This is a genomic window from Yersinia intermedia, assembly GCF_900635455.1.
In the GTDB taxonomy this organism is placed as follows: domain Bacteria; phylum Pseudomonadota; class Gammaproteobacteria; order Enterobacterales; family Enterobacteriaceae; genus Yersinia; species Yersinia intermedia.
The window spans coordinates 3,661,762-3,682,683 of sequence record NZ_LR134116.1; the positions used below are offsets into that span (position 1 = coordinate 3,661,762).

The window sequence follows — 20,922 nt, forward strand, 5'->3', positions numbered from 1 at the left end:
GCTCGTAAGTGTGGAGCACTTCTCACCTAAGTCATAAAACAACCCTTGCTGTCAGCAAGGTGAATGAAGGGTTTATTGTGCCCAAGGGTTTTAGCGGTTTACGCCGTTATCGCCCGGCGGCACACATCCCCTTCGTTGCGCGTTATCCGCCCCCGTGGCAAGACATTTTCTGCCTGACAGCAGTAACAGGAGCACTTATGAAGCGCGATGTGGTCATCGTTCTAGATTGCGGCGCAACCAATATCCGGGCGATCGCAGTCGATCCTCAAGGCGTGGTGGTAGCAAAAGCGGTAATGCCCAACCACAGCCAACCCGATCCGGCTAATCCACAATGGCAGTTGTGGCCGCTCGATGGGATCTTGCACAGTTTCGCTCAGTGTTGCCGCCAATTAATGCCACAGATTCATCAGGATAAGATCCATGGCATGACTGTCACTACCTTCGGTGTAGACGGTGCATTGGTAGATGCCAACGGCAAAATGCTGTACCCCATTATCAGTTGGAAATGCCCGCGTACCGTGGCGGTGATGGAGAGTATCTCCCGCTATATGTCTGCTGAAAAGTTACAGCAAATATCCGGTATCGGTCAGTTCAGTTTTAACACCTTATACAAGTTGATTTGGTTACAGGAAAATCGCCCCGATTTAGTTGAACAAGCCCATGCCTGGCTGTTTATTTCATCTTTAATCAACCATCGCCTCACCGGGGAATTTACCACCGACCGCACCATGGCTGGCACCAGCCAACTGTTGGATGTCAAACGTGAGCAATTCAGCAGCACGATTTTACAAAAGATAGGTATTCACGCTGATTTATTCCCACCGATGGTGGCCGCCGGTGAAATCATTGGTCAACTATTGCCAGATATCGCCGCTGAGTTAGGGTTACCCGCGGGTTTGCCGGTGATATCAGCCGGTCACGATACCCAGTTTGCACTATTTGGTTCGGGTGCCGATTTGGATCAACCGGTGCTGTCATCCGGTACTTGGGAAATCCTGATGGTTCGGACTCCAAAAGTGAATACGACGCTATTGCCACAATTTGCCGGTTCCACTTGTGAACTTGATAGCTGCCCAACGTTGTTTAACCCTGGTTTGCAATGGCTGGCTTCAGGGGTATTAGAATGGGTGCGGCAGTTGTACTGGCATGATGAAGCCAGTGCCGAGGTCTACCAGCAAATGATTAGCGAGGCCGGGGCTATCGTGCCTGGGGCAAATGGCGTACGCATGAATTGCAACCTGCTGGGCAGTGCTCAGCATCACCAATCGGGCGGCTGGCAAGGAGTCTCGCTGGCGGCGCGCCGCGGGCACTTTTACCGTTCTGCGTTGGAAAGCCTTGCCTGGCAGTTAAAAAGCAATTTGTCATTACTCGAAGAAATTGGTGAATTCCGTACCCGCGAACTGCTGCTGGTTGGCGGCGGTAGCCGTAATACCTTGTGGAACCAGATCAAAGCCGATGTGCTCAATCTGCCCATCAAAGTGATCGATGAAGCTGAAACCACGGTTTTGGGGGCGGCGTTGTTTGTTTGGAGTGCCACTGGCTATTACCGCAGTGCTGAACAAGCGCGGGAGCAGGTCAATTACCGCTATCAATACTATCAGCCTGGCGAGCAACAACCGCTTTATCAGGCACTGAGCGACAGCCCATATCCCATTATTGAAGGAGCCATTCATGCTTAAAACCATCTCGCCATTACTGTCACCACAACTGCTAAAAACACTGGCGGAAATGGGGCACGGTGATGAAATAATCTTTTCGGATGCCCATTTCCCGGCGCACGCGATTGGAAAAAACGGTGGCCCATTGGTGATTCATGCCGATGGCTTATCTGTTAGTGCATTGCTAGCAGCCACCATTCCGCTATTTGAACTGGACAGCTACGCACCACCATTGGTGATGATGGCAGCGGTGGCAGGCGACACCCTTGATGCCTCAGTTGAAAAACGCTATTTACACGCCTTGTTTGGTAGCCAGGAAGCGTTGCCAGTAGAGCGCATTGATCGTTTTGCGTTTTACCAGCGCGCTCAGCAAGCCTATGCCATCGTCATCACCGGAGAGACCGCCAAGTACGGCAATATTCTGTTAAAGAAAGGGGTGACGCCTGTTTTTTAAACCCGAGATCACGTAACCTCACCCCTTTAGCCATGTACTCTTTGTTGGTATTAACTGATGTGTTGGTATTAACCAATATATTAATATCAACCAATGTATACATGGCTTTGCTGACGGAGAGGATCATGAAAGCGTCTCGTCACCAGAAAATCCTGCAACATATCAAACAACATGAAACGCTGACAACCGCCGATCTGGCTCAGTTACTTGAAGTCAGCCAAGAGACCATTCGCCGTGACTTGAACGAGTTACAGGCGCAAGGGCTGATCATCCGCCAGCACGGGCGCGCCAAAAGCATTAAGCGTGCCACCAAAGACAGCGGCGATCCTTTTACCACCCGCCTAAAAAGTCACCTGTCCAGCAAAGCCAGCATTGCTGACCATGCCCTGTCACTGATTGACAGTGGAATGGTGATCGCATTGGATGCTAGTTCCACCTGCTGGTATTTAGCCAAAAAGCTGCCCGATATCGATATAACGGTGTTTACCAATAGTGTACGGATTTGCCAGGAATTGGTGAAACACCAAAATATTGAGTTGATCAGTGCCGGTGGCCGCTTACAGCGTAAATATGCCTGCTACGTTAATCCCGCACTCTTTTCACTGCTAAAAACCATCGAAATTGATCTGTTTATTTTCTCGTGCGAAGGTATTGATGCCGATGGCATCTTATGGGATTCAAACCCGTTTAATGCCGAATTTAAGACCATGCTGTTAAAGCGTGCCACCCAATCCATTTTACTGATCGACAAAAGTAAAATGTGCCGAACGGGAGAGGTAAAAATCGGAACGCTGGATGATGTAGAACAGGTCATCTCCAATGTAGATGCAGAGTAACTGATGGCGCAGACTCGCACTACGCCACTAAGTTGCCATTCACCTTACTGACCGTAATAGGCTTTTGCACCATGCTTGCGCAGATAGTGTTTATCCAACAATGTTTGCTGCATGTTAGCTACTGCTGGCTGAAGCTGATGGGTAAACAGGTTCATATAAGCAATCTCTTCCAGCACTACCGCGTTATGCACGGCACTGGCCGCATTGCTACCCCAGGCAAACGGGCCATGACCATTAACCAGAACCGCCGGAATTTCCCCCGCACTTAACGCCTGATGGGCAAAGGTTTCGACAATGACATTGCCGGTTTCATATTCATAGTCACCGGCAATTTCGGCATCAGTCATAAGGCGGGTGCATGGGATGGGACCATAGAAATAATCAGCATGGGTTGTGCCTAATGCTGAGAGCGACATTCCCGCCTGCGCCCAAATGGTGGCATGGCGAGAATGGGTGTGGACAATACCACCTATTTCGGGAAAGGCCCGATATAGCACCAGATGAGTATCGGTATCAGAAGAAGGTTTTTTATTTCCCTCCACCACCTCACCGGTTGCCAAATCCACCACCACCATGTCATTCACACTCATGGTATCGTATTCAACACCGGAAGGTTTAATCACCACCAACCCGCGCTCGCGATCAATACCACTAACATTCCCCCAAGTAAACGTGACTAATTTATATTTCGGTAACGCTAAATTAGCCTCAAAAACCTGCTGTTTTAATTGTTCTAACATAATGCCACCTCATGAAATAGTATTAAGTACGGTAATTAATAATCAGAAAAATGCATACAGCTTCGTCAGGTTATTTAATCACTGTTTGTGAACATACAAATGCCATCTGTGGTGTCATTGGCAATTGAACCGATTACCGCGAGAACACATTAATTAAAAATAATAATTAACTGACAGTAGTGAATTAAAAACCATTATTTAGCGCAGGATTGACCATGCAAAAAAACAACACCCGTCTGCAAACTAACCTAACCCTATTTATGACTAAATTAAAGGGGATAGAGTACCGCCCCGCTCCAAAACAGAAGCAAACAATCAGACTCGGTCATAATCGGTCATTAAATCAATGCCCGAATCTGTGTTTTCATTACCAAAATTGACTATCAGTAAGACAAAGAAGCCCTTTATATGAGATTTGAATCACATCACCAATAGGAAACAAGGCAACAAAAAAACAAAATATGCGAAATTTGTCACATAAAGTCAGGGGAAAACACCGCTTAAAGCAATACTTGAATTCAGTCACTGTATAAACAGCAGATAAATACCAATATATCACCATCGTATTTGAAGCCGCAGACGTGCTACCTGCAATACCAACGACTTCAGGTATAGCAACATGAATGTTATGGGTGCTTTTTAGCATTAAGCGCTAAGACAATTTTTGAGGTAAATATGTTACAAGCCGAACGCTATAAAATCATCTGTAGCCATGTGCAGCAGCAAGGCTCAGCGCTGGTAACTGAGTTATCTGTCTTATGCCAGGTCTCGCAAGAAACTATTCGCCGTGACCTGACGGTGCTGGAAAAAAAGCAAAAACTGATCCGTAGCTTTGGTGGTGCGGTGGCACTGGATGGCCCAGACCTATCAGTCATTGATATTAAAGAGACCCACTACAGCCTTAATGCTATTGATCGGGCCGAATCTTTCCGTAAGCGTACGGAGGAACACCCTGATACTAAAATGAAAATTGCTAAAGCAGCGTTACAATTTATTCATCCGGGCGATTGTATTTTACTGGATAACAGTAGCTCTTGTTGGTTTCTGGCACGGCAAATCCCGGACATTGAGATTACTGTCGTCACCAACTCGGTGAAGATTATCCAGGCACTGGCCTGCCGTGACAAAGTACGCATTATTGGTATTGGCGGTGAGTATTCTGCCCGCCATGATGATTTCCATGGCCCGGTGGCGGAGAATGCCATACGCAATTTCCAGATCAATACCTTTTTCTTCTCTTGCCAAGGGATTAATCAGGAAAGTGGGGTGCGTGATGGTAATGACATTAACGCCAAGTTAAAACAAGTTATGCTACAAGTCTCGGGGCAAAAAATATTATTAGCCGACTCCAGTAAATTTGACCAGTACGCATTTTGTAAAATATGTATGCTGGATGAAGTCGATATTCTTATTACGAATAGATTAAGTTCACAAAATTATCGCAGTGATAATCCAAAATTAAATATTATTGAATCAGATAAGTAACAAATTATTCATCGGAATAATGCGTCAACACCAGTGAAATTGTCACACAATAAAAAATAAGCCAAGTTGCCTTATATCAATATAAGGTCGGATGTCTTGATGCTTTCTAAAATGGTTCTTTCAGAGGATTTAATAATGAAAAAGTTAATCTTACCCTGCTTAATAACCGCATTAATTTCTTCCCATGCTGCCTGGGCGGATGACAGTAAAGTCCCACAAAAAGCCAATAAGCCATTCACTATGGGCGTAGTAGTAAAAGTGGGGGGTATTCCTTGGTTCAATGTGATGGAACAGGGCATTAAAGAAGAAGGTAAAGCTCTGGGTGTTAATGCCTGGCAAGTCGGGCCAACCACCGCAGACCCCGCCGAGCAAGTCCGTGCTATTGAAGACTTGATTGCCAAGAAAGTCGATGTGATTGGTGTGGTGCCAAATGATGCCAAAGTACTGGAACCAGTACTGAAACGGGCGCAGGAAGCAGGCATTAAAGTCATTACTCACGAATCACCAGGCCAAACCAATGCTGACTGGGACTTTGAGCTGTTAGACACCCAAAGCATGGGCGCTAACCATATGAAAGATATGGCGCAATGCATGGGTGAGGAAGGCAAATATGCCATGTTTGTCGGTAGTTTGACTGTGCCACTGGTGAATGAGTGGGCCGATGCTGCCATTGCTTATCAAAAAGCACATTACCCAAAAATGGTCCTGGTTGAAGACCGCTTCGGCGTCGCAGAATCGGTGGATGACTCCATGCGTACCGCCAATGACTTACTTTCTAAACATAAAGATCTGAAAGGCATTATGTCCTTCGGTTCACAAGGCCCGATTGGAGCTGGCCGCGCAATTGATAAACGTAAGAAAAACGACACTACCTGCGTATTCGGTACCTTCACACCGGGTCAAGGCATCAAGCTGTTAGAGAAAGGCGCTATTGATGGCGGCTATATTTCCAATCCAATGGTGGCCGGTAAAGTATTCGTGCAAGTCGCAACCGCCATGATGAACGGCGAGCCAATTAAAGACGGCGTCAAACTGGGCGATATGGGTGAAATCAAAACCAAGGGGAATACCATCCTCAGTGATAACCCGGAAAAACTGGATGTAGAAAATACCAAGCGTCTGGTCAAGCTTGGCCTGTAAGCACAACCCAAGCTAAAAAAACATCGCTGGGCACTGCCCAGCGCTTATTTCGGTCCGCAGTGTTGAGGCCGTTTTCCGGGGAACTGCACTATGACTAATATTTCTGATGCTGATAAAGGAGTGCCACTTATCACGCTAAAAGAGCTATCAAAAAGCTTTGGCGGACATCAGGCACTCAAAAATATCACTCTGACGTTGAATAAAGGTGAAGTGCACTGTTTAGCCGGGGCCAATGGCTGCGGCAAAAGTACGCTGATAAAAACCATCAGTGGTGTGTATGCCCCTGATGACGGTAGTGAAATTATTATCGACGATAAATCATACCCACGTTTAACCCCTGATCGCGCTCGTGATTTGGGGGTGCAGGTTATCTATCAAGACTTGTCGCTGTTCCCTAACCTGACAGTGGCAGAAAACATTGCTTTCGAATACAACCTAAAGGGCTACTTCGGTTGGTTTAGCAAAACCAAAATCAAACAGAAAGCCTGCCAGATTTTACAAGAATTGGCCTTTACCATCGACCCCGATGCGTTGGTACAAAACTTACCTATTGCTCAACGTCAGCAGGTTGCTATTTGTCGCGCACTGGTTGCTGATGCCCGCTTGGTGATTATGGATGAGCCAACCGCGTCTCTCACCCGAACAGAAGTGAATCAGTTGCTGCGCACGGTGAATTACCTGCGCGACAAGAACATCACCGTGGTGTTTGTCAGCCACCGGTTGGATGAAGTGAAAGAGATTTCGGACCGAATTACCGTCATTCGCGATGGCGAGAAAGTGGGAACCTGGCCGGCAAGCGATCTTTCCGTGGGGCAGATTACCGAGCTGATGACCGGTTTAACCATTACCCATGAGCAGAAATTACCGAATGCTGAACTGGGCAAAGTAGTATTGCAGTTAGATAATCTCAGCCGCAAAGGGCAGTTTGAGAATATTTCCTTTAGTCTGCATCGCGGTGAGGTATTAGGGCTTTGTGGCTTGCTCGGTTCCGGGCGCACTGAACTGGCGTTGAGTCTGTTTGGCATCACTCACCCTGATAGCGGCGAGATTGCTATTGATGGCAACCCGGTTCACATCAAAGACAATACCCGCGCCATCGAGCTGGGGATTGGTTACGTCTCTGAAGACCGCCTGACACTCGGTGCGGTACTGCCGCAATCGGTCGCCGACAACATGATGCTGTCGATCTTGCAACGTATCCGCACCCCGCTCTACCTGATTGATGAAACGAAAAAAGCGGATCTGGTGCAAGAATGGGTAAAAGATTTAGACATTAAAGTCACCAACCCCGATAACCCACTGTCCACCTTATCCGGCGGTAATCAGCAAAAAGTGGTGCTGGCCAAATGGATTCTCACCAAACCGAAAGTACTGATTCTTGACTCCCCTACCGTGGGCGTCGATATCGGTGCGAAAGACAGTATTTACAAACTGATCCACCGCCTGTCAGGTGTCGGTATTTCGGTGCTGCTTATCTCCGACGAAGTGCCAGAAGCCTATTACAACTGTGATCGCATCCTGCACATGAAACAGGGGCGCATCGTCAATGAATTGATCCCGAATCAAATTACTGAACAACAGCTTGCGGAGGCCATCAATGCCTAATATCAGCAGACTCAAACCGCAATCCGTTGAAGGGTGGCTGGCCTGGGTTATCGTCATTATGCTGGCCCTGTTCTCCCTGCTTAGCAGTGAGTTTCTGTCTATTCAAAACCTGCTGGATCTGACGGAAAGCTATGCCGTCACCGGCGTCTTTGCCCTCGGGCTTTTTGTGGTGCTAGTGACCGGTGGTATTGATATTTCCTTTGCCGCCGTGGCTTCTGTAGTGCAATACGTGGTGGCATCACTGCTGCTCAATGACGTGATTGCCAGCCCGGTATTGTGCCTGGTTATCGCCGTTTCCATCGGCGTGTTGCTCGGTTTCGTTAATGCGATACTGATTTACTATCTAAATATCGTTTCCATCATTATCACCATCAGTATGCAATCGGTGCTGTTTGGCATGCTGATGTGGATAACCAACGGTCACAGTATTTATGACTTGCCGGACTGGTGGATAACCCAGCGATCCATTCTGCCCTTTACCGTTGATGGCGAGAGTTACCAGATTGGCTTGCCGCTGGTCATTATGCTCGTTATTGCCCTAATTACCTGGCTGCTACTGAATAAAACCCATATTGGCCGTCAATTATATGCCGTCGGCGGTAGCCCTGAATCCGCACGCCGCATCGGTATTCGCGTGTCACTGCTTTATCTGTTCGCCTATGGCTATTTAGGGGCAACGGCAGCAATCGGTGGCATGTTGCAAACCTACCGCATGAGTGAAGTGGTGCCGAGTGCGCTGGTGGGTGGCGAGTTGGATGTTCTGGCTGCAGCCGTGCTCGGCGGTGCCAGTTTGTCCGGCGGACGCGGCTCGGTCGTTGGCACACTGATGGGCGTCTTCCTCATTGGTATTCTGAAAAATGGCCTCAACCTGATCGGCGTTTCCAGTTACTTCGTCAACATTGTGATTGGCGTGGTGATCGTCGCCGCCATTTGCGTCACCCATTACAAGAAACGCAAAGAAACTGATGTTGGCTTTGTCTGACAGGGGCTTTTTATGAAAAAGAACACGTTTTTCCATATCGACGGCACCATCTCCGGCTTACTGAGTATTTGCTGTCTGGCAACACTGGCTTTCAGTCTGGCTATGCCCGGTCACTTCTTTACCGAGAACACCTTTTTGAGCATCGCTTTCCAATTGCCGGAGTTGGGGCTGCTGACCTTTGCCATGTTTGTGCCGATGCTCAGCGGTGGGCTAAATCTGTCCATCATCGGCACAGCTAACCTCACCGGCCTGTTTATGGCCTGGTTGCTGATTCAATATGTTCCGGCTGATGCCAGCACCGCGACACAACTGATGTGGCTGGTGATTGCCTTGCTGGGGGCGGCGCTGATTGCCGTCATTATCGGCACGCTAACCGGGCTGATGATCGCTCGCATTGGCGCGCACCCGATTCTGGTGACATTGGGCAGCATGACCATTATCAGCGGGATCGGGGTTTATCTGACCAAAGGGGCAGCACTCAGTGGTATGCCGCCCATTGTGCGCAACATGGGATCAGAGGTAGTGATGGGCATCCCTATCCCGATGATTATTTTTGTCGTCGCCTCACTGCTGTTGGCACTGATATTAGGTAAAACACGGCTGGGTAAAACCATCTATATGTGCGGCAGCAATATCAACGCCACCTGGTTCAGTGGTATCCGTACTGACCGCGTGATGATTGCCATCTACTCCATTTCAAGCCTGTTATGTGTGTTGGCGGGCCTGATTATGATGTCGCGTTTTAACTCCGCACGTATGGGATATGGCGACTCTTATTTGTTACTGACCGTGCTGGCTATCGTGCTGGGGGGGACTAATCCGTTCGGCGGAGTAGGGAAAGTCAGCCATGTGTTTTGTGCGCTATTGGTGTTGCAGGTCATCGCCACCGGCCTGAGCCTACTGGGTGTCAGCCTGCACTTCAATCTGGCGGTTTGGGGGATCACACTTATTTTCGCACTGGCCTTTAAGTTCTTCAAAGAGAAATGGAAAGCCAAACGTGCCATGAAAAATAACCGATTGAAACACTTCAGTAAGATGGCAATAGGGAAAACAGAATAATGCGAATTCACCCATTAGGAATCTATGAAAAAGCACTGCCTGTGGGCACCAGTTGGGTTGAAAAGCTGGCGGTAGCAAAGTCCTGCGGTTTCGATTTTGTCGAGATGTCGGTTGATGAAAGCGACGAGCGGTTGGCCCGGTTAAATTGGAGCCGCGAGGAACGCATGGCAGTTATTAGCGCTATCCAACAAACCGGGGTGAGAATTCCAACACTGTGCCTATCGGCACATCGCCGCTATCCCTTTGGCAGCCGTGATGCTGCTACCCGTGAGCAAGCACACACTATCATGTTGCAAGCCATCCGGCTGGCACAAGATCTGGGTATTCGCACTATTCAACTAGCGGGTTATGACGTTTATTACGAGCCACAAGACAGCGAAACTATCCGCCGTTTTGAACAAGGTATGGCATGGGCAGCACAGCAGGCAGCGGCGGCACAAGTGATGTGTGCGGTAGAGATCATGGACACACAGTTTATGAATTCCATCAGCAAGTGGAAGGCGTTGGACCGCAAAATTGGCTCGCCATGGTTTACCGTGTATCCCGACATTGGCAACCTCACCGCGTGGGGCAATGAAGTGGATTCTGAACTGGCAAGTGGCATTGACCGAATTGCGGCTATCCATCTGAAAGATACTTTTGCTGTCACCACAGATTGCCCTGGTCAATTTCGTGATGTGCCCTTCGGTGAAGGCTGTGTCGACTTTGTTAGTCTGTTTAAAACACTGCGGCGTCTGAACTATCGCGGCACCTTTCTGATTGAAATGTGGACCGAGAAATCTGCCGAACCGTTACTAGACATCATCCATGCCCGCCACTGGATTGAAGACAAAATGCGGCTGGCTGGTTGGGGTAATGATACCTTACCGGCTGCATGCTAAGGAGCCATAATGAGCCACTATTTTCTCGGCATTGACCTTGGCGGCACAGTAACCAAAGCCGGGATTTATACCGCCGAAGGGGGCGAGATTGCGGTTACAGAGCAGGCTCTGCCGGTGCTAAGCCCACAGGCAGGGTTTTGTGAGCGTAATATGGAGGCGTTATGGGCGGCAACTTGCCAGGTTATCCGCCAGACCCTCAATAATGCACAGGCGGTAGCAGGTGTATCGGCTGAGCAGATTCACGGCATCAGTTTCTCTGCTCACGGCAAAGGGCTGTATTTGGTGGATAAACAAGGCCAACCGGTGCGCCATGGCATTGTTTCTTCCGATTCCCGCGCACAGGCGTTGGTTAACCGCTGGCAAAAAGAAGGCAAAGCAAACCAAGCTTATGCACTCAGCCTACAACAACTGTGGCCATCCCATCCGGCGGCCCTGCTGCGTTGGCTTAAAGAGAACGAACCGGAAAACTATCACCGCAGCGGTTATGTGTTAATGGCGCATGACTATATCCGCTATCGCCTGACGGGCGAGTTCACCATTGAAGAAACTAATATCTCTGGCAGTAATCTTTATAACCAGTACAGCGGCAATTTTGATCCGCAACTGATGAAAATATTCGCCATTGAGGAAGTCGCCGAGAAAACCGCACCGATTATTGGCTCTGCGGATCGGGCAGGCTATGTCAGTCAACAGGCGGCACAGGCCTGCGGCTTAAGACCCGGCACTGCGGTATTCGGTGGTATGTTTGATGTAGTCGGTGCGGCGTTAACTTCCGGCTTGCATGACAGCCACCAGCTCAGTGCCGTGGCGGGAACCTGGTCAATTGCGACTCGTGTATTCGAAGGCGTACAGCCATCCGACTACCCTTATGTGTGGGGGAAGTATTGCATCCCCGGCACTTACTTTGTTCACGAAGGCAGCCCAACCTCCGCCAGTAATCTGGCGTGGTTTGTACAGCAATTCCTACCAGATTTGCCCGACAGCTATCAAACACTCAATCAATGGGCTGAGTTGGGTTATGCGAAGTCGGAAGATTTGCTGTTTTTCCCGTGGCTATACGGCTCTAATTACAGTGCCAATCTTAGCGGTGGTCTGTTGGGGCTGAGCGGGCACCATACTCGCCAGGATATTGTTTACGCTATTTATCAGGGGATTGTTTTTTCGCATCTGTTGCATCAAGACAAGATTCTGGCGCTGGGTGATAACACCGACTGCATCCGTTTCAGCGGCGGCCCCACTCACTCGGCCATCTGGATGCAAATGTTTTGTGATGCCAGTAATTTGCCATTAGAAATTGTCGATATTCAGCAATCCGGTTGCCGGGCTGCGGCCCTGTGTGCGGCAGTGGGAAGCGGCTATTATCGCGGTTTTGAGGACGCCATCACTGCCAGCCCGCCGCCGATCACCCGCCTGCTACCCAATGCTGAAAAACACCGGATATTGAGAGCGCGTTTTGACAAGTTTAAGTGCATTGCCGAGGCGTTAAGCAGAGTCATGTAGCCGCATCACAGGCAGAATTTAGCGATAAAATACACGCTTATCACAGTGGTATATGCTAAGGGTCTGACAGTGTCCCACCATCATCCTGCCAGAACCATCGATAAGTGCGGAAAATGAGATCCACCCTTTATAAAGAGGGTGGAGCCGTCGCCTCGCACTGACAATCTATAGTAAGATCATCGCCAAAGTCATGTCCCCAAAGAGATTAGAGTGGCAGGTAGGCGGCAAATGAGCGCCGCTAACAATCTTGCTATTTCAAGTTCGAAGGGGAAAGTAAAAATATATCGGCTTGGTTTACTAACGCTTGTTTCTGTTATCGAACGCTTTCGCTAACTGATGTTGAATGTGAGAAAAATATGTCAAACAAACCGTTCCACTATCAGGATCCCTTCCCGTTAAAGGAAGATGATACTGAGTATTACCTTGTCAGTAATAATCACGTCTCGGTTACCCAGTTTGAAGGCCACGACATGCTAAAAGTCGAGCCAGAAGCCCTGACCCTCCTCGCCCAACACGCTTTCCACGACGCCTCATTCCTGCTACGCCCCGCTCACCAAAAGCAAGTTGCCGCTATTTTGGATGACCCAGAAGCGAGCGAAAATGATAAATATGTTGCCCTGCAATTCCTGCGTAATTCGGAAATTTCCGCCAAAGGGATTTTACCGACCTGTCAGGATACCGGCACCGCAATTATCGTCGGTAAAAAAGGCCAACGTGTTTGGACTGGTGGCAATGACGCGCAAGCCCTGTCACGCGGCGTGTATAACACCTTTATTGAAGATAACCTGCGCTACTCGCAAAATGCGGCGCTGGATATGTACCAAGAAGTGAACACCGGCACCAACCTGCCAGCACAAATCGACCTGTACAGCACTGAAGGCGAGGATTACAAATTCCTGTTCGTTACCAAAGGTGGCGGTTCAGCCAACAAGACCTATCTGTATCAGGAAACCAAGGCGCTGCTGTCCCCAGGCAAGTTGAAAGAGTATCTGGTAGAGAAAATGCGCACCTTGGGTACCGCGGCCTGCCCGCCATACCATATCGCCTTTGTGATTGGCGGGACGTCGGCTGAAAGCACTCTCAAGACCGTCAAGTTAGCCTCAACCAAATATTATGACGGCCTGCCGACTGAAGGGAATGAGCACGGGCAAGCTTTCCGTGATACCGCGCTGGAACAAGAGCTACTGGAAGCGGCACAGGACTTAGGTTTAGGCGCACAGTTCGGCGGCAAATACTTTGCTCATGATGTGCGGGTGGTGCGTTTGCCGCGTCATGGCGCATCCTGCCCTGTCGGGATGGGGGTCTCCTGCTCTGCCGACCGTAATATTAAAGGCAAGATTAACCGCAAAGGGATTTGGCTGGAAAGGCTAGAGCAAAACCCAGGGCAATATATCCCTGAGCATTTGCGCCAGAGTACCGAAGGCAAAGTGGTTAAAATCGACCTTAACCGCCCAATGGCTGATATCTTAAAAGAACTGTCCCAGTATCCGGTATCAACCCGCCTGTCACTGAGTGGGACGATTATTGTTGGCCGTGATATTGCCCATGCCAAATTAAAAGAACGGTTGGATAACGGCGAAGGTTTGCCGCAATACATTAAAGATCATCCAATCTACTACGCCGGGCCGGCCAAAACACCGGAAGGTTATGCATCAGGTTCCCTCGGGCCAACCACAGCGGGCCGCATGGATTCCTACGTGGATCTACTGCAATCCCACGGCGGCAGCATGATCATGCTGGCAAAAGGCAACCGTAGCCAGCAAGTGACCGATGCCTGTCACAAGCACGGCGGCTTCTATTTGGGCAGTATCGGTGGCCCAGCCGCGGTATTGGCACAAAACAGCATTAAGAGTCTGGAGTGTGTGGAATATCCTGAACTGGGTATGGAAGCTATCTGGAAAATTGAAGTGGAAGACTTCCCAGCCTTTATCTTGGTAGATGATAAAGGTAATGATTTCTTCCAACAGATCCAGGCATCAAGATGTAACCGCTGCGGTTAACAGTAAAATCTAACCTCGGTGGTTTCACCGAGGTTGGGTTTATTACACATAAAAAGTTTACAGATAAAAAGCAGATAAAATTTCGAATAGTTTTTAAGCACCCCACTGGTGCAATTTATTAACCGCCATCACTCTCTTCACGATGCTCTGCATGGATAATCTCGCCACTTTGCTTTTCATTATCCACAGTTAGCGCCGACAGCCTGCCCCAAACGAATGAACCATTTCCGTGCAACGTAAAGCCCTGATTTAGTGCAACGAATTTCAATTTTACTATTTGATTTTTATTGAAAATTCTTCGTTGACAATAACTCTGATTACTTTTTATAGTGACCCTGACTTCTCCGCAAGAACGCCAACGTTGTCGGCTTGTGGTTATGGCAATAGAGCCCTCGCAATGTCATCTGACTTTGCCGGGCTTTTTTTTTGGCTTTTTTTCAGACCCACTTTTTTAACCAATATCAGGGGTACTTATGTCCAGAATAAAACGGTCAAGAATAAAATGTCATTACGCTGCACTCTCAATCGCGCTGGCAACTGCATTTGCCGTGACCTATTCAGGTATGACGATAGCGGCAGAAAAACCGGTGAAAATTGGTTTATTGGAAGATGCTTCCGGTAATTTCGCTTTACCGGTTATCCCCAAAATTCATGCCACAGAACTGGCAGTAGAAGAAATTAATGCCAAAGGCGGCATACTCGGACGCCCAATCGAGTTGGTCAAATACGATACGCAATCCGATAACACCCGCTTTCAACAAATGGCTCGTCGCTTAATTAAAAATGACAAAGTGGATGTGATATTCGGGGCGTTTTCCAGTGCCTCACGCGAAGCTATCCGCCCGATCATGGATCGCGAAAAACAGCTCTATTGGTATAACAATCAGTATGAAGGCGGCGTGTGTGACTCCAATGTTTTTGTCACCGGTGCCGTGCCTGAACAACAGTTCTCAACTTTGATCCCGTGGATGATGGAGAAGTACGGCAAAAAAGTTTACACCATTGCTGCCGACTATAACTTTGGGCAAATCTCGGCTGAATGGGTGCGTAAAATTGTGGAAGAGAATGGCGGCACCATGGTGGGTGAGGAGTTTATCCCGCTGAGTGTTTCGCAATTTGGTCAAACCATTCAGAACATCCAGAAAGCCAAACCTGATTTCGTGATGACCTTACTGGTCGGGGCGAACCAATCCTCTTATTACGAACAACAAGCCGCTGCAAAATTGAACTTGCCGATGGGTAGCTCGGTTAACGTCGGCCAGGCTTATGAGCACAAACGCTTTAAAGCGCCGGCACTGAAAGATATGTATATCACGGCTAACTACATTGAAGAGGTGGATAGCCCCGCCAGTAATGATTTCAAACAGCGTTTCCACGCCAAATTCCCGAATGAACCGTACATCAATCAGGAAGCGGCCAATGCCTACGACGCAGTTTATCTCTACAAAGCAGCCGTGGAGAAAGCGGGCAGTACCGATCGAGATGCCGTACGTAAATCACTGGAAAGTGGTGATATCTGTACCGACGGCCCTTCAGGGAAAGTTTGTATCGATCCGAAAAGCCATCATTTGAGCCACACCATCTATTTGGCTCATGTCAAAGATGACCACTCAATCGAGATCCCTAAAGTGTGGGCGGATATCAAACCTTATTGGTTAGGTGAAGCCGGTTGTAATTTACCGGTGAAACCCGATAACAGCCAATACACCCCATCATCTCCACCGAAAAAAGCCTGATTTATTCGGCCGATAACAAAGTTGATAAGCAGGGAGATGTGCCGAATGGGTCCCTCTTAGTTTCAAATACAAGTGCGTGCGCCGCCGGAGCGCCCATCGGTGCAGTCGCCCCGCCAGTCTGCGGACTTTATCCGCTACAGCAGGCGATTTTGTAGGGAAGTGACCGCCTCGTGCGGGCTTCCCTGTGTTATCCATTTTCAATTGTGTCAATCAGGACACCAGGGATTGCCAAACGATGTTAACGCTATCCTTTCTCTATTCGGTGATTTATCAGTTTGGCGATAACTTCGCCTATCTGGTGCTGGCAGCACTGGGGCTGGCGGTTATTTTTGGCATGATGGGCGTGATAAATCTGGCGCACGGCGAATTCATTATGTGTGGTGCTTATGTCACCATCCTGATGAACAAAGCTGGCTTGCCACTGCCCTTCGCCATGCTCGCCGGTACCTTAGCGGCGGCGTTCTTCGGCGGGGTGGTCGAGCGCCTTGTGGTGCGCCATCTCTATGGCCGCTTGTATGATTCGGTGGTAGCGACGTGGGCTATCAGCCTGATTGTGCAGCAAAGTATGTTGCTGATCGCCGGCCCATCACTGGAGGGGCTGTCTACGCCTTTCGGCTCCTTTACCCTTGGCGAATACTCGTTTGCCACTTACCGCGCATTACTGCCCTTTTTCGCCATTGCCATATTAATGGTGCTCTATTGGCTGTTCTTCCACACCAATTACGGCGTTTGTGCCAGAGCTACCATTCAAAACGCCCGCATGGCCTCCTGTCTGGGGTTAGAAACTGATCGTATTTATACCCTGACATTCGCGCTGGGCGCAGGGCTGGCGGGGCTGGCAGGGGCGATTTATGCCCCGACGCTAACCGCCGTGCCCACCATGGGCAGCAGTTTTATTGTTCAAGCCTTTGTTTCGGTGGTGGTCGGTGGTGCCAATGTACTTGTTGGCACCATTCCTGCAGCGATTGCCTTAGGTGCGATACAAACCGGGCTGAACTCTTGGTATGGGCAACTGGCGGGGCAAATTGGCTTACTGGTCACCGCTGTCTTGGTTATCCGCTTACTGCCTAACGGTATTGGCAGCCTGTTTACCCGTAACCGCTAGGAGCCTAATGTGACAATGACCTCTGTTAATTTATCGACGGTGAAGCAACGCACGCCGTCCACCACCCGGCTGGCGGCACTGTTAATTCTGGCCGGTGCACTCGCACTGCCGTTAGTGGTCGATAGCGCCATGATAGGCGACTTCTCCTACTTCCTACTCTGGACCTTCTGTGCCATCGGATTGGCAGCAATGTGGGGGCATGGCGGCATTTTATCTTTCGGGCAGACCGCCTTCTTTGGCCTTGCCGGTTACACCTATGGCGTGATGACGCTGAATTTTGGCGATGGGGTACTCTCCACCTGGTCAGGTCTGGTCATGGCATTGCTGGTGGCTGCTGCCGTAGCGGCGGCACTGGGTTATCTGATGTTTTACGGCGGGGTGACCGGTATTTTTATCGGTATTGTGACGCTCTCCTTCACGCTGGTATTGGAAACCTTTATGTCCCAGACCGCTGGCCCGCAATGGGCTATCGGCAGCGCACGACTGAATGGGTTTAATGGTATGTCAGGTATGCCGCCACTCTCCCTACCGTGGTTTGGCGGCGAATTACTGACACTGGAAGGCAATGCGTTCTACTACCTGATTATTGTGCTACTCGCGGGGGTTTACTGGGCTGTTCGGCGCTTATTACGCTCTGATTTTGGCCTGACACTGGCCTCTATCCGTGAGAACCCACGTCGGGCAGAAATGCTCGGTATTGATATCCGCCGCTACCAATTACTGGTGTTCGTGCTGGGTGGCGTGCTCTCTGGGTTATCCGGTGCACTTTATACCCTGTGGGGTTCTTACATTACTCCCTCTTCCATGGGGCTAACCGCCGCCGCGATGCCGGTTATCTGGGTAGCGACCGCTGGGCGTAAAAACATTTTCGGCACGGTCGTCATCACTGCCCTGCTGGTGTGGTTATCCCAATGGTTGGCTATCTATGGCAGCGAATACGCCATGATCCTGCTGGGTGCCATTCTGCTGTTTGTCGTGCTGGCCGCCCCTAATGGCCTATTACCTTGGCTGGCAGAGAAAATCACCCGCTTGTCTGCTGCACGTCAAAAGAAAGGGGAATCGCTATGAATCAGGCATCGCAGGATCTGATCCTCGAAACCCGTGGGCTGAGTAAGCGCTTCGGTGGCATTCAGGTTATCAATAAGGTCGATTTGCAAATACGTCGCGGTGAAGTGCGCTGTGTCATTGGCCCGAATGGTGCTGGTAAAAGTACCTTTTTCAAATTACTGACTGGCGAACATACGCCAAGTGATGGGGATATCCGTTTCTTCAATCGTCGGCTGAATACTTTAGCGCCGTTTCAGCGCATCAGGATGGGCATGAGCATTAAGTTTCAGATCCCCGGTATTTTCCCTGAATTGACCGTTGAGCAACATTTGCAATTGTCGCTCAGCCACTTACGCCCAGAGGTTCGCTCACAAGCGGTCAGTGTTGATGAACTACTCGAACGCTTTAAGCTCAGCGCTGAATACCATCAGTTGGCCGGTAACTTGTCTCACGGCAAAAAGCAGTGGCTGGAAATTGCGATGGCCGTGTCGCTGCAACCGACGTTGCTAATGCTTGATGAGCCGGTGGCGGGCTTATCTATTGATGAAACCTATCTCACTGGCGAGCTGATTAAGCAAATGCAGAGTGATGGTCTGACGCTGATGGTCGTGGAACACGACATGACATTCGTGCGCCAGATTGCCTCACAAGTCACGGTCCTCCATGGCGGGCAGGTTTTTGCTGACGGCAATGCCACCGACGTGCTGGCCCGTGAGGATGTGGCGGATATCTATTTGGGGAAAGCGGTATGAATAACGTGGTGTTGCAAATAGAAGGGCTGACCGGCGGTTATGGCGGTGGGCAAGTGCTTAATGGCGTAACACTGCAACTGCACGCCGCAGAAGTCTTAGGTTTGATTGGCCGCAATGGGGTGGGGAAAACCACACTGATGCGCACCTTAATTGGTGCGGTACCGACGAAACAAGGCAGCATTTTATTGGGCGAGACTGATATCACCCTAGCCTCACCGCAGCGCCGTGCTCGCTTGGGGATCGGTTACGTCCCGCAAGGGCGTGAAGTGTTTGCGGGCCTGACGGTGGCGGAGAACCTGCAAGTCGGCATGCAGTTTGTGCGAGAACACCGTGAGTTTGCTAAAGACGTGCGGGAACGGGTGCTGGATTACTTCCCCATCTTGCGCCAAAGACTCAAACAAAAAGCCGGCACCATGAGTGGCGGCGAGCAACAACAATTGGCTATCGCCAGAGCCTTGGTCGGCTCACCCAAAGTGTTACTGCTGGATGAACCCTCAGAAGGTGTTCAACCCTCTATCGTCCATATCATTGCCGATACACTGGTGCGCATTGCCCGCGAACTGCATGTGGCAGTGATTCTGGTTGAGCAGGATATCGCCATGATCCAACGGGCCGCACAACGGTGCGCGGTGATGGACAAAGGCCAAATAGTAGAAAACCTGACCCAACAACAACTTTCTGATGATCTTTTAATGCGCCGTCATCTGGCTTTGTAACCGGATGCCTCTATACCCTAAATAATTTGAGTTACAGGAAGGCGGCAACAAAATGAATCCAATAATTTTAAGTAATTCAATAAATTGGGTGAGTGATGGCAGCCAATGCACATGCGGCTTGAAGTATGACGAGTATATTACGTGGAGAATTGCTAATGAAATGGCTCGAAGAATCAATCATGGTCAAACGCGGTGTTGGTGCTGGGCGTAAACCAGTGACCCATCATCTGACCGAAGAGATGCAAAAAGAGTTTCACTATACTATCGGCCCCTACTCAACACCGGTGCTGACCATTGAACCCGGTGATCGGGTGATTGTTGATACCCGCGATGCCTTTGAAGGTGCCATTAGCTCAGAGCAAGATATTCCGAGCCAACTGCTCAAAATGCCCTTTCTCAACCCACAAAATGGCCCGATCATGGTCAATGGTGCCGAGAAGGGGGATGTGATTGCGGTTTATATCGAATCCATGTTGCCGCGTGGCGTTAATCCGCACGGTATCTGCGCCATGATCCCCCATTTTGGCGGGCTGACCGGAACAGACCTAACCGCCATGCTCAATGACCCGCTGCCAGAAAAAGTGCGCATGATTAAGCTCGACAGCGAAAAGGTCTACTGGAGCGAGCGCCACACCCTGCCCTATAAACCTCACATTGGCACCCTGAGTGTGTCGCCAGAAATTGACTCCATCAATTCACTCACGCCGGATAATCATGGCGGGAATATGGATGTCCCGGATATCGGGCCGGGAAGTATTACTTATCTGCCAGTGCGCGCCCCCGGAGGCCGCCTGTTTATTGGTGATGCTCATGCCTGTCAGGGTGATGGTGAGATTTGCGGCACCGCAGTGGAATTCGCCTCAATTACCACCATCAAAGTGGATTTGATTAAGAACTGGCAACTCTCCTGGCCACGAATGGAGAACGCCGAAACCATCATGAGTATCGGCAGTGCGCGCCCGTTAGAGGATGCCACCCGCATTGCTTATCGTGACCTGATTTACTGGCTGGTGGCCGATTTTGGTTTCGAACAATGGGATGCCTACATGCTACTGAGCCAATGCGGCAAAGTGCGGCTGGGCAACATGGTCGACCCGAAATACACCGTCGGCGCCATGCTGAATAAAGCGCTATTAGCGTAATAGAGGCTATTAGCCCCCTAAAAAGCGTTTATACCCAAGTGACATCGAGATGCAGGCAGCCAACCTCCCTGCATCTTGCATGGG

General features: G+C 49.7%; 18 protein-coding genes. 17 read left to right on the forward strand and 1 reads right to left on the reverse strand.

Annotation, left to right across the window (positions count from 1 at the left end):
• Positions 1-197: 197 nt before the first annotated feature.
• The 3 genes from fucK (at position 198) to fucR (ending at position 2,948) form a co-directional block, all read left to right on the forward strand.
• Positions 198-1,679 carry an L-fuculokinase gene (gene fucK / locus EL015_RS16830; protein WP_032905534.1) on the forward strand — a complete coding sequence of 494 codons (1,482 nt, stop codon included), beginning with the start codon at positions 198-200 and terminating at the stop codon, positions 1,677-1,679.
• A complete protein-coding gene (gene fucU / locus EL015_RS16835; protein WP_032905533.1) occupies positions 1,672-2,112 on the forward strand; it encodes an L-fucose mutarotase in 441 nt (146 codons plus the stop codon). The genes fucK and fucU overlap by 8 nt, the downstream gene beginning before the upstream one ends.
• Before the next feature lie 101 nt (positions 2,113-2,213).
• Positions 2,214-2,948: an L-fucose operon activator gene (fucR, locus tag EL015_RS16840; protein ID WP_329956815.1), complete on the forward strand. Its 735-nt coding sequence runs from the start codon at positions 2,214-2,216 to the stop codon at positions 2,946-2,948.
• Positions 2,949-2,992: 44 nt separating this feature from the next.
• Here the strand turns inward: fucR and EL015_RS16845 are convergent, their stop codons facing one another.
• Positions 2,993-3,688, reverse strand: a complete 696-nt coding sequence (locus EL015_RS16845) for an L-ribulose-5-phosphate 4-epimerase (RefSeq protein ID WP_005181939.1) — start codon at positions 3,686-3,688, stop codon at positions 2,993-2,995.
• Positions 3,689-4,363: 675 nt separating this feature from the next.
• Here EL015_RS16845 and EL015_RS16850 point away from each other — a divergent pair.
• From EL015_RS16850 to EL015_RS16915, 14 genes are all read left to right on the forward strand, one after another.
• A complete protein-coding gene (locus tag EL015_RS16850; RefSeq protein ID WP_005181936.1) occupies positions 4,364-5,173 on the forward strand; it encodes a DeoR/GlpR family DNA-binding transcription regulator in 810 nt (269 codons plus the stop codon).
• Positions 5,174-5,308: 135 nt separating this feature from the next.
• Positions 5,309-6,313 carry a substrate-binding domain-containing protein gene (locus tag EL015_RS16855; protein WP_005181931.1) on the forward strand — a complete coding sequence of 335 codons (1,005 nt, stop codon included), beginning with the start codon at positions 5,309-5,311 and terminating at the stop codon, positions 6,311-6,313.
• Between the two features lie 90 nt (positions 6,314-6,403).
• Positions 6,404-7,918: a sugar ABC transporter ATP-binding protein gene (locus tag EL015_RS16860; protein ID WP_005181930.1), complete on the forward strand. Its 1,515-nt coding sequence runs from the start codon at positions 6,404-6,406 to the stop codon at positions 7,916-7,918.
• The gene (locus EL015_RS16865) at positions 7,911-8,900 is read left to right on the forward strand and encodes an ABC transporter permease (protein ID WP_032905531.1); all 990 of its coding nucleotides are present in this window, start codon (positions 7,911-7,913) and stop codon (positions 8,898-8,900) included. The genes EL015_RS16860 and EL015_RS16865 overlap by 8 nt, the downstream gene beginning before the upstream one ends.
• A gap of 12 nt (positions 8,901-8,912) precedes the next feature.
• Complete coding sequence (locus tag EL015_RS16870; RefSeq protein WP_005181925.1) at positions 8,913-9,959, forward strand: ABC transporter permease; 1,047 nt, start codon at positions 8,913-8,915, stop codon at positions 9,957-9,959.
• Positions 9,959-10,840, forward strand: a complete 882-nt coding sequence (locus tag EL015_RS16875) for an L-ribulose-5-phosphate 3-epimerase (protein WP_032905530.1) — start codon at positions 9,959-9,961, stop codon at positions 10,838-10,840. Before EL015_RS16870 ends, EL015_RS16875 begins: the two co-directional genes overlap by 1 nt.
• A 9-nt stretch (positions 10,841-10,849) precedes the next feature.
• Positions 10,850-12,340 (forward strand): FGGY-family carbohydrate kinase, encoded by a 1,491-nt coding sequence (locus tag EL015_RS16880; protein WP_005181920.1) that lies wholly within the window; start codon positions 10,850-10,852, stop codon positions 12,338-12,340.
• A gap of 356 nt (positions 12,341-12,696) precedes the next feature.
• Positions 12,697-14,340, forward strand: coding sequence for a class I fumarate hydratase FumA (gene fumA, locus EL015_RS16885; RefSeq protein WP_005181917.1), 1,644 nt, complete (start codon positions 12,697-12,699; stop codon positions 14,338-14,340).
• Between the two features lie 569 nt (positions 14,341-14,909).
• The gene (locus EL015_RS16890; protein WP_032905571.1) at positions 14,910-16,076 is read left to right on the forward strand and encodes an urea ABC transporter substrate-binding protein; all 1,167 of its coding nucleotides are present in this window, start codon (positions 14,910-14,912) and stop codon (positions 16,074-16,076) included.
• 235 nt (positions 16,077-16,311) lie between these two features.
• A complete protein-coding gene (locus tag EL015_RS16895; protein ID WP_005181910.1) occupies positions 16,312-17,181 on the forward strand; it encodes an ABC transporter permease subunit in 870 nt (289 codons plus the stop codon).
• Positions 17,182-17,190: 9 nt separating this feature from the next.
• Positions 17,191-18,249, forward strand: coding sequence for an ABC transporter permease subunit (locus EL015_RS16900; protein ID WP_050072576.1), 1,059 nt, complete (start codon positions 17,191-17,193; stop codon positions 18,247-18,249).
• Positions 18,246-18,980, forward strand: a complete 735-nt coding sequence (locus EL015_RS16905; protein ID WP_032905528.1) for an ABC transporter ATP-binding protein — start codon at positions 18,246-18,248, stop codon at positions 18,978-18,980. The genes EL015_RS16900 and EL015_RS16905 overlap by 4 nt, the downstream gene beginning before the upstream one ends.
• Entirely contained in the window at positions 18,977-19,696 is a 720-nt protein-coding gene (locus EL015_RS16910) for an ABC transporter ATP-binding protein (protein ID WP_032905526.1), read from the forward strand. The genes EL015_RS16905 and EL015_RS16910 overlap by 4 nt, the downstream gene beginning before the upstream one ends.
• Positions 19,697-19,851: 155 nt before the next feature.
• Entirely contained in the window at positions 19,852-20,838 is a 987-nt protein-coding gene (locus EL015_RS16915; protein WP_032905525.1) for an acetamidase/formamidase family protein, read from the forward strand.
• Positions 20,839-20,922 lie beyond the last annotated feature (84 nt).

Excerpts from the sequence above, each read along its gene's own strand:
- fucK (WP_032905534.1), top strand. The coding sequence starts at position 198 with ATGAAGCGCGATGTGGTCATCGTTCTAGATTGCGGCGCAACCAATATC.
- fucU (WP_032905533.1), top strand. The coding sequence starts at position 1,672 with ATGCTTAAAACCATCTCGCCATTACTGTCACCACAACTGCTAAAAACA.
- fucR (WP_329956815.1), top strand. The coding sequence starts at position 2,214 with ATGGCTTTGCTGACGGAGAGGATCATGAAAGCGTCTCGTCACCAGAAA.
- EL015_RS16845 (WP_005181939.1), bottom strand. The coding sequence starts at position 3,688 with ATGTTAGAACAATTAAAACAGCAGGTTTTTGAGGCTAATTTAGCGTTA.
- EL015_RS16850 (WP_005181936.1), top strand. The coding sequence starts at position 4,364 with ATGTTACAAGCCGAACGCTATAAAATCATCTGTAGCCATGTGCAGCAG.
- EL015_RS16855 (WP_005181931.1), top strand. The coding sequence starts at position 5,309 with ATGAAAAAGTTAATCTTACCCTGCTTAATAACCGCATTAATTTCTTCC.
- EL015_RS16860 (WP_005181930.1), top strand. The coding sequence starts at position 6,404 with ATGACTAATATTTCTGATGCTGATAAAGGAGTGCCACTTATCACGCTA.
- EL015_RS16865 (WP_032905531.1), top strand. The coding sequence starts at position 7,911 with ATGCCTAATATCAGCAGACTCAAACCGCAATCCGTTGAAGGGTGGCTG.
- EL015_RS16870 (WP_005181925.1), top strand. The coding sequence starts at position 8,913 with ATGAAAAAGAACACGTTTTTCCATATCGACGGCACCATCTCCGGCTTA.
- EL015_RS16875 (WP_032905530.1), top strand. The coding sequence starts at position 9,959 with ATGCGAATTCACCCATTAGGAATCTATGAAAAAGCACTGCCTGTGGGC.
- EL015_RS16880 (WP_005181920.1), top strand. The coding sequence starts at position 10,850 with ATGAGCCACTATTTTCTCGGCATTGACCTTGGCGGCACAGTAACCAAA.
- fumA (WP_005181917.1), top strand. The coding sequence starts at position 12,697 with ATGTCAAACAAACCGTTCCACTATCAGGATCCCTTCCCGTTAAAGGAA.
- EL015_RS16895 (WP_005181910.1), top strand. The coding sequence starts at position 16,312 with ATGTTAACGCTATCCTTTCTCTATTCGGTGATTTATCAGTTTGGCGAT.
- EL015_RS16905 (WP_032905528.1), top strand. The coding sequence starts at position 18,246 with ATGAATCAGGCATCGCAGGATCTGATCCTCGAAACCCGTGGGCTGAGT.
- EL015_RS16910 (WP_032905526.1), top strand. The coding sequence starts at position 18,977 with ATGAATAACGTGGTGTTGCAAATAGAAGGGCTGACCGGCGGTTATGGC.
- EL015_RS16915 (WP_032905525.1), top strand. The coding sequence starts at position 19,852 with ATGAAATGGCTCGAAGAATCAATCATGGTCAAACGCGGTGTTGGTGCT.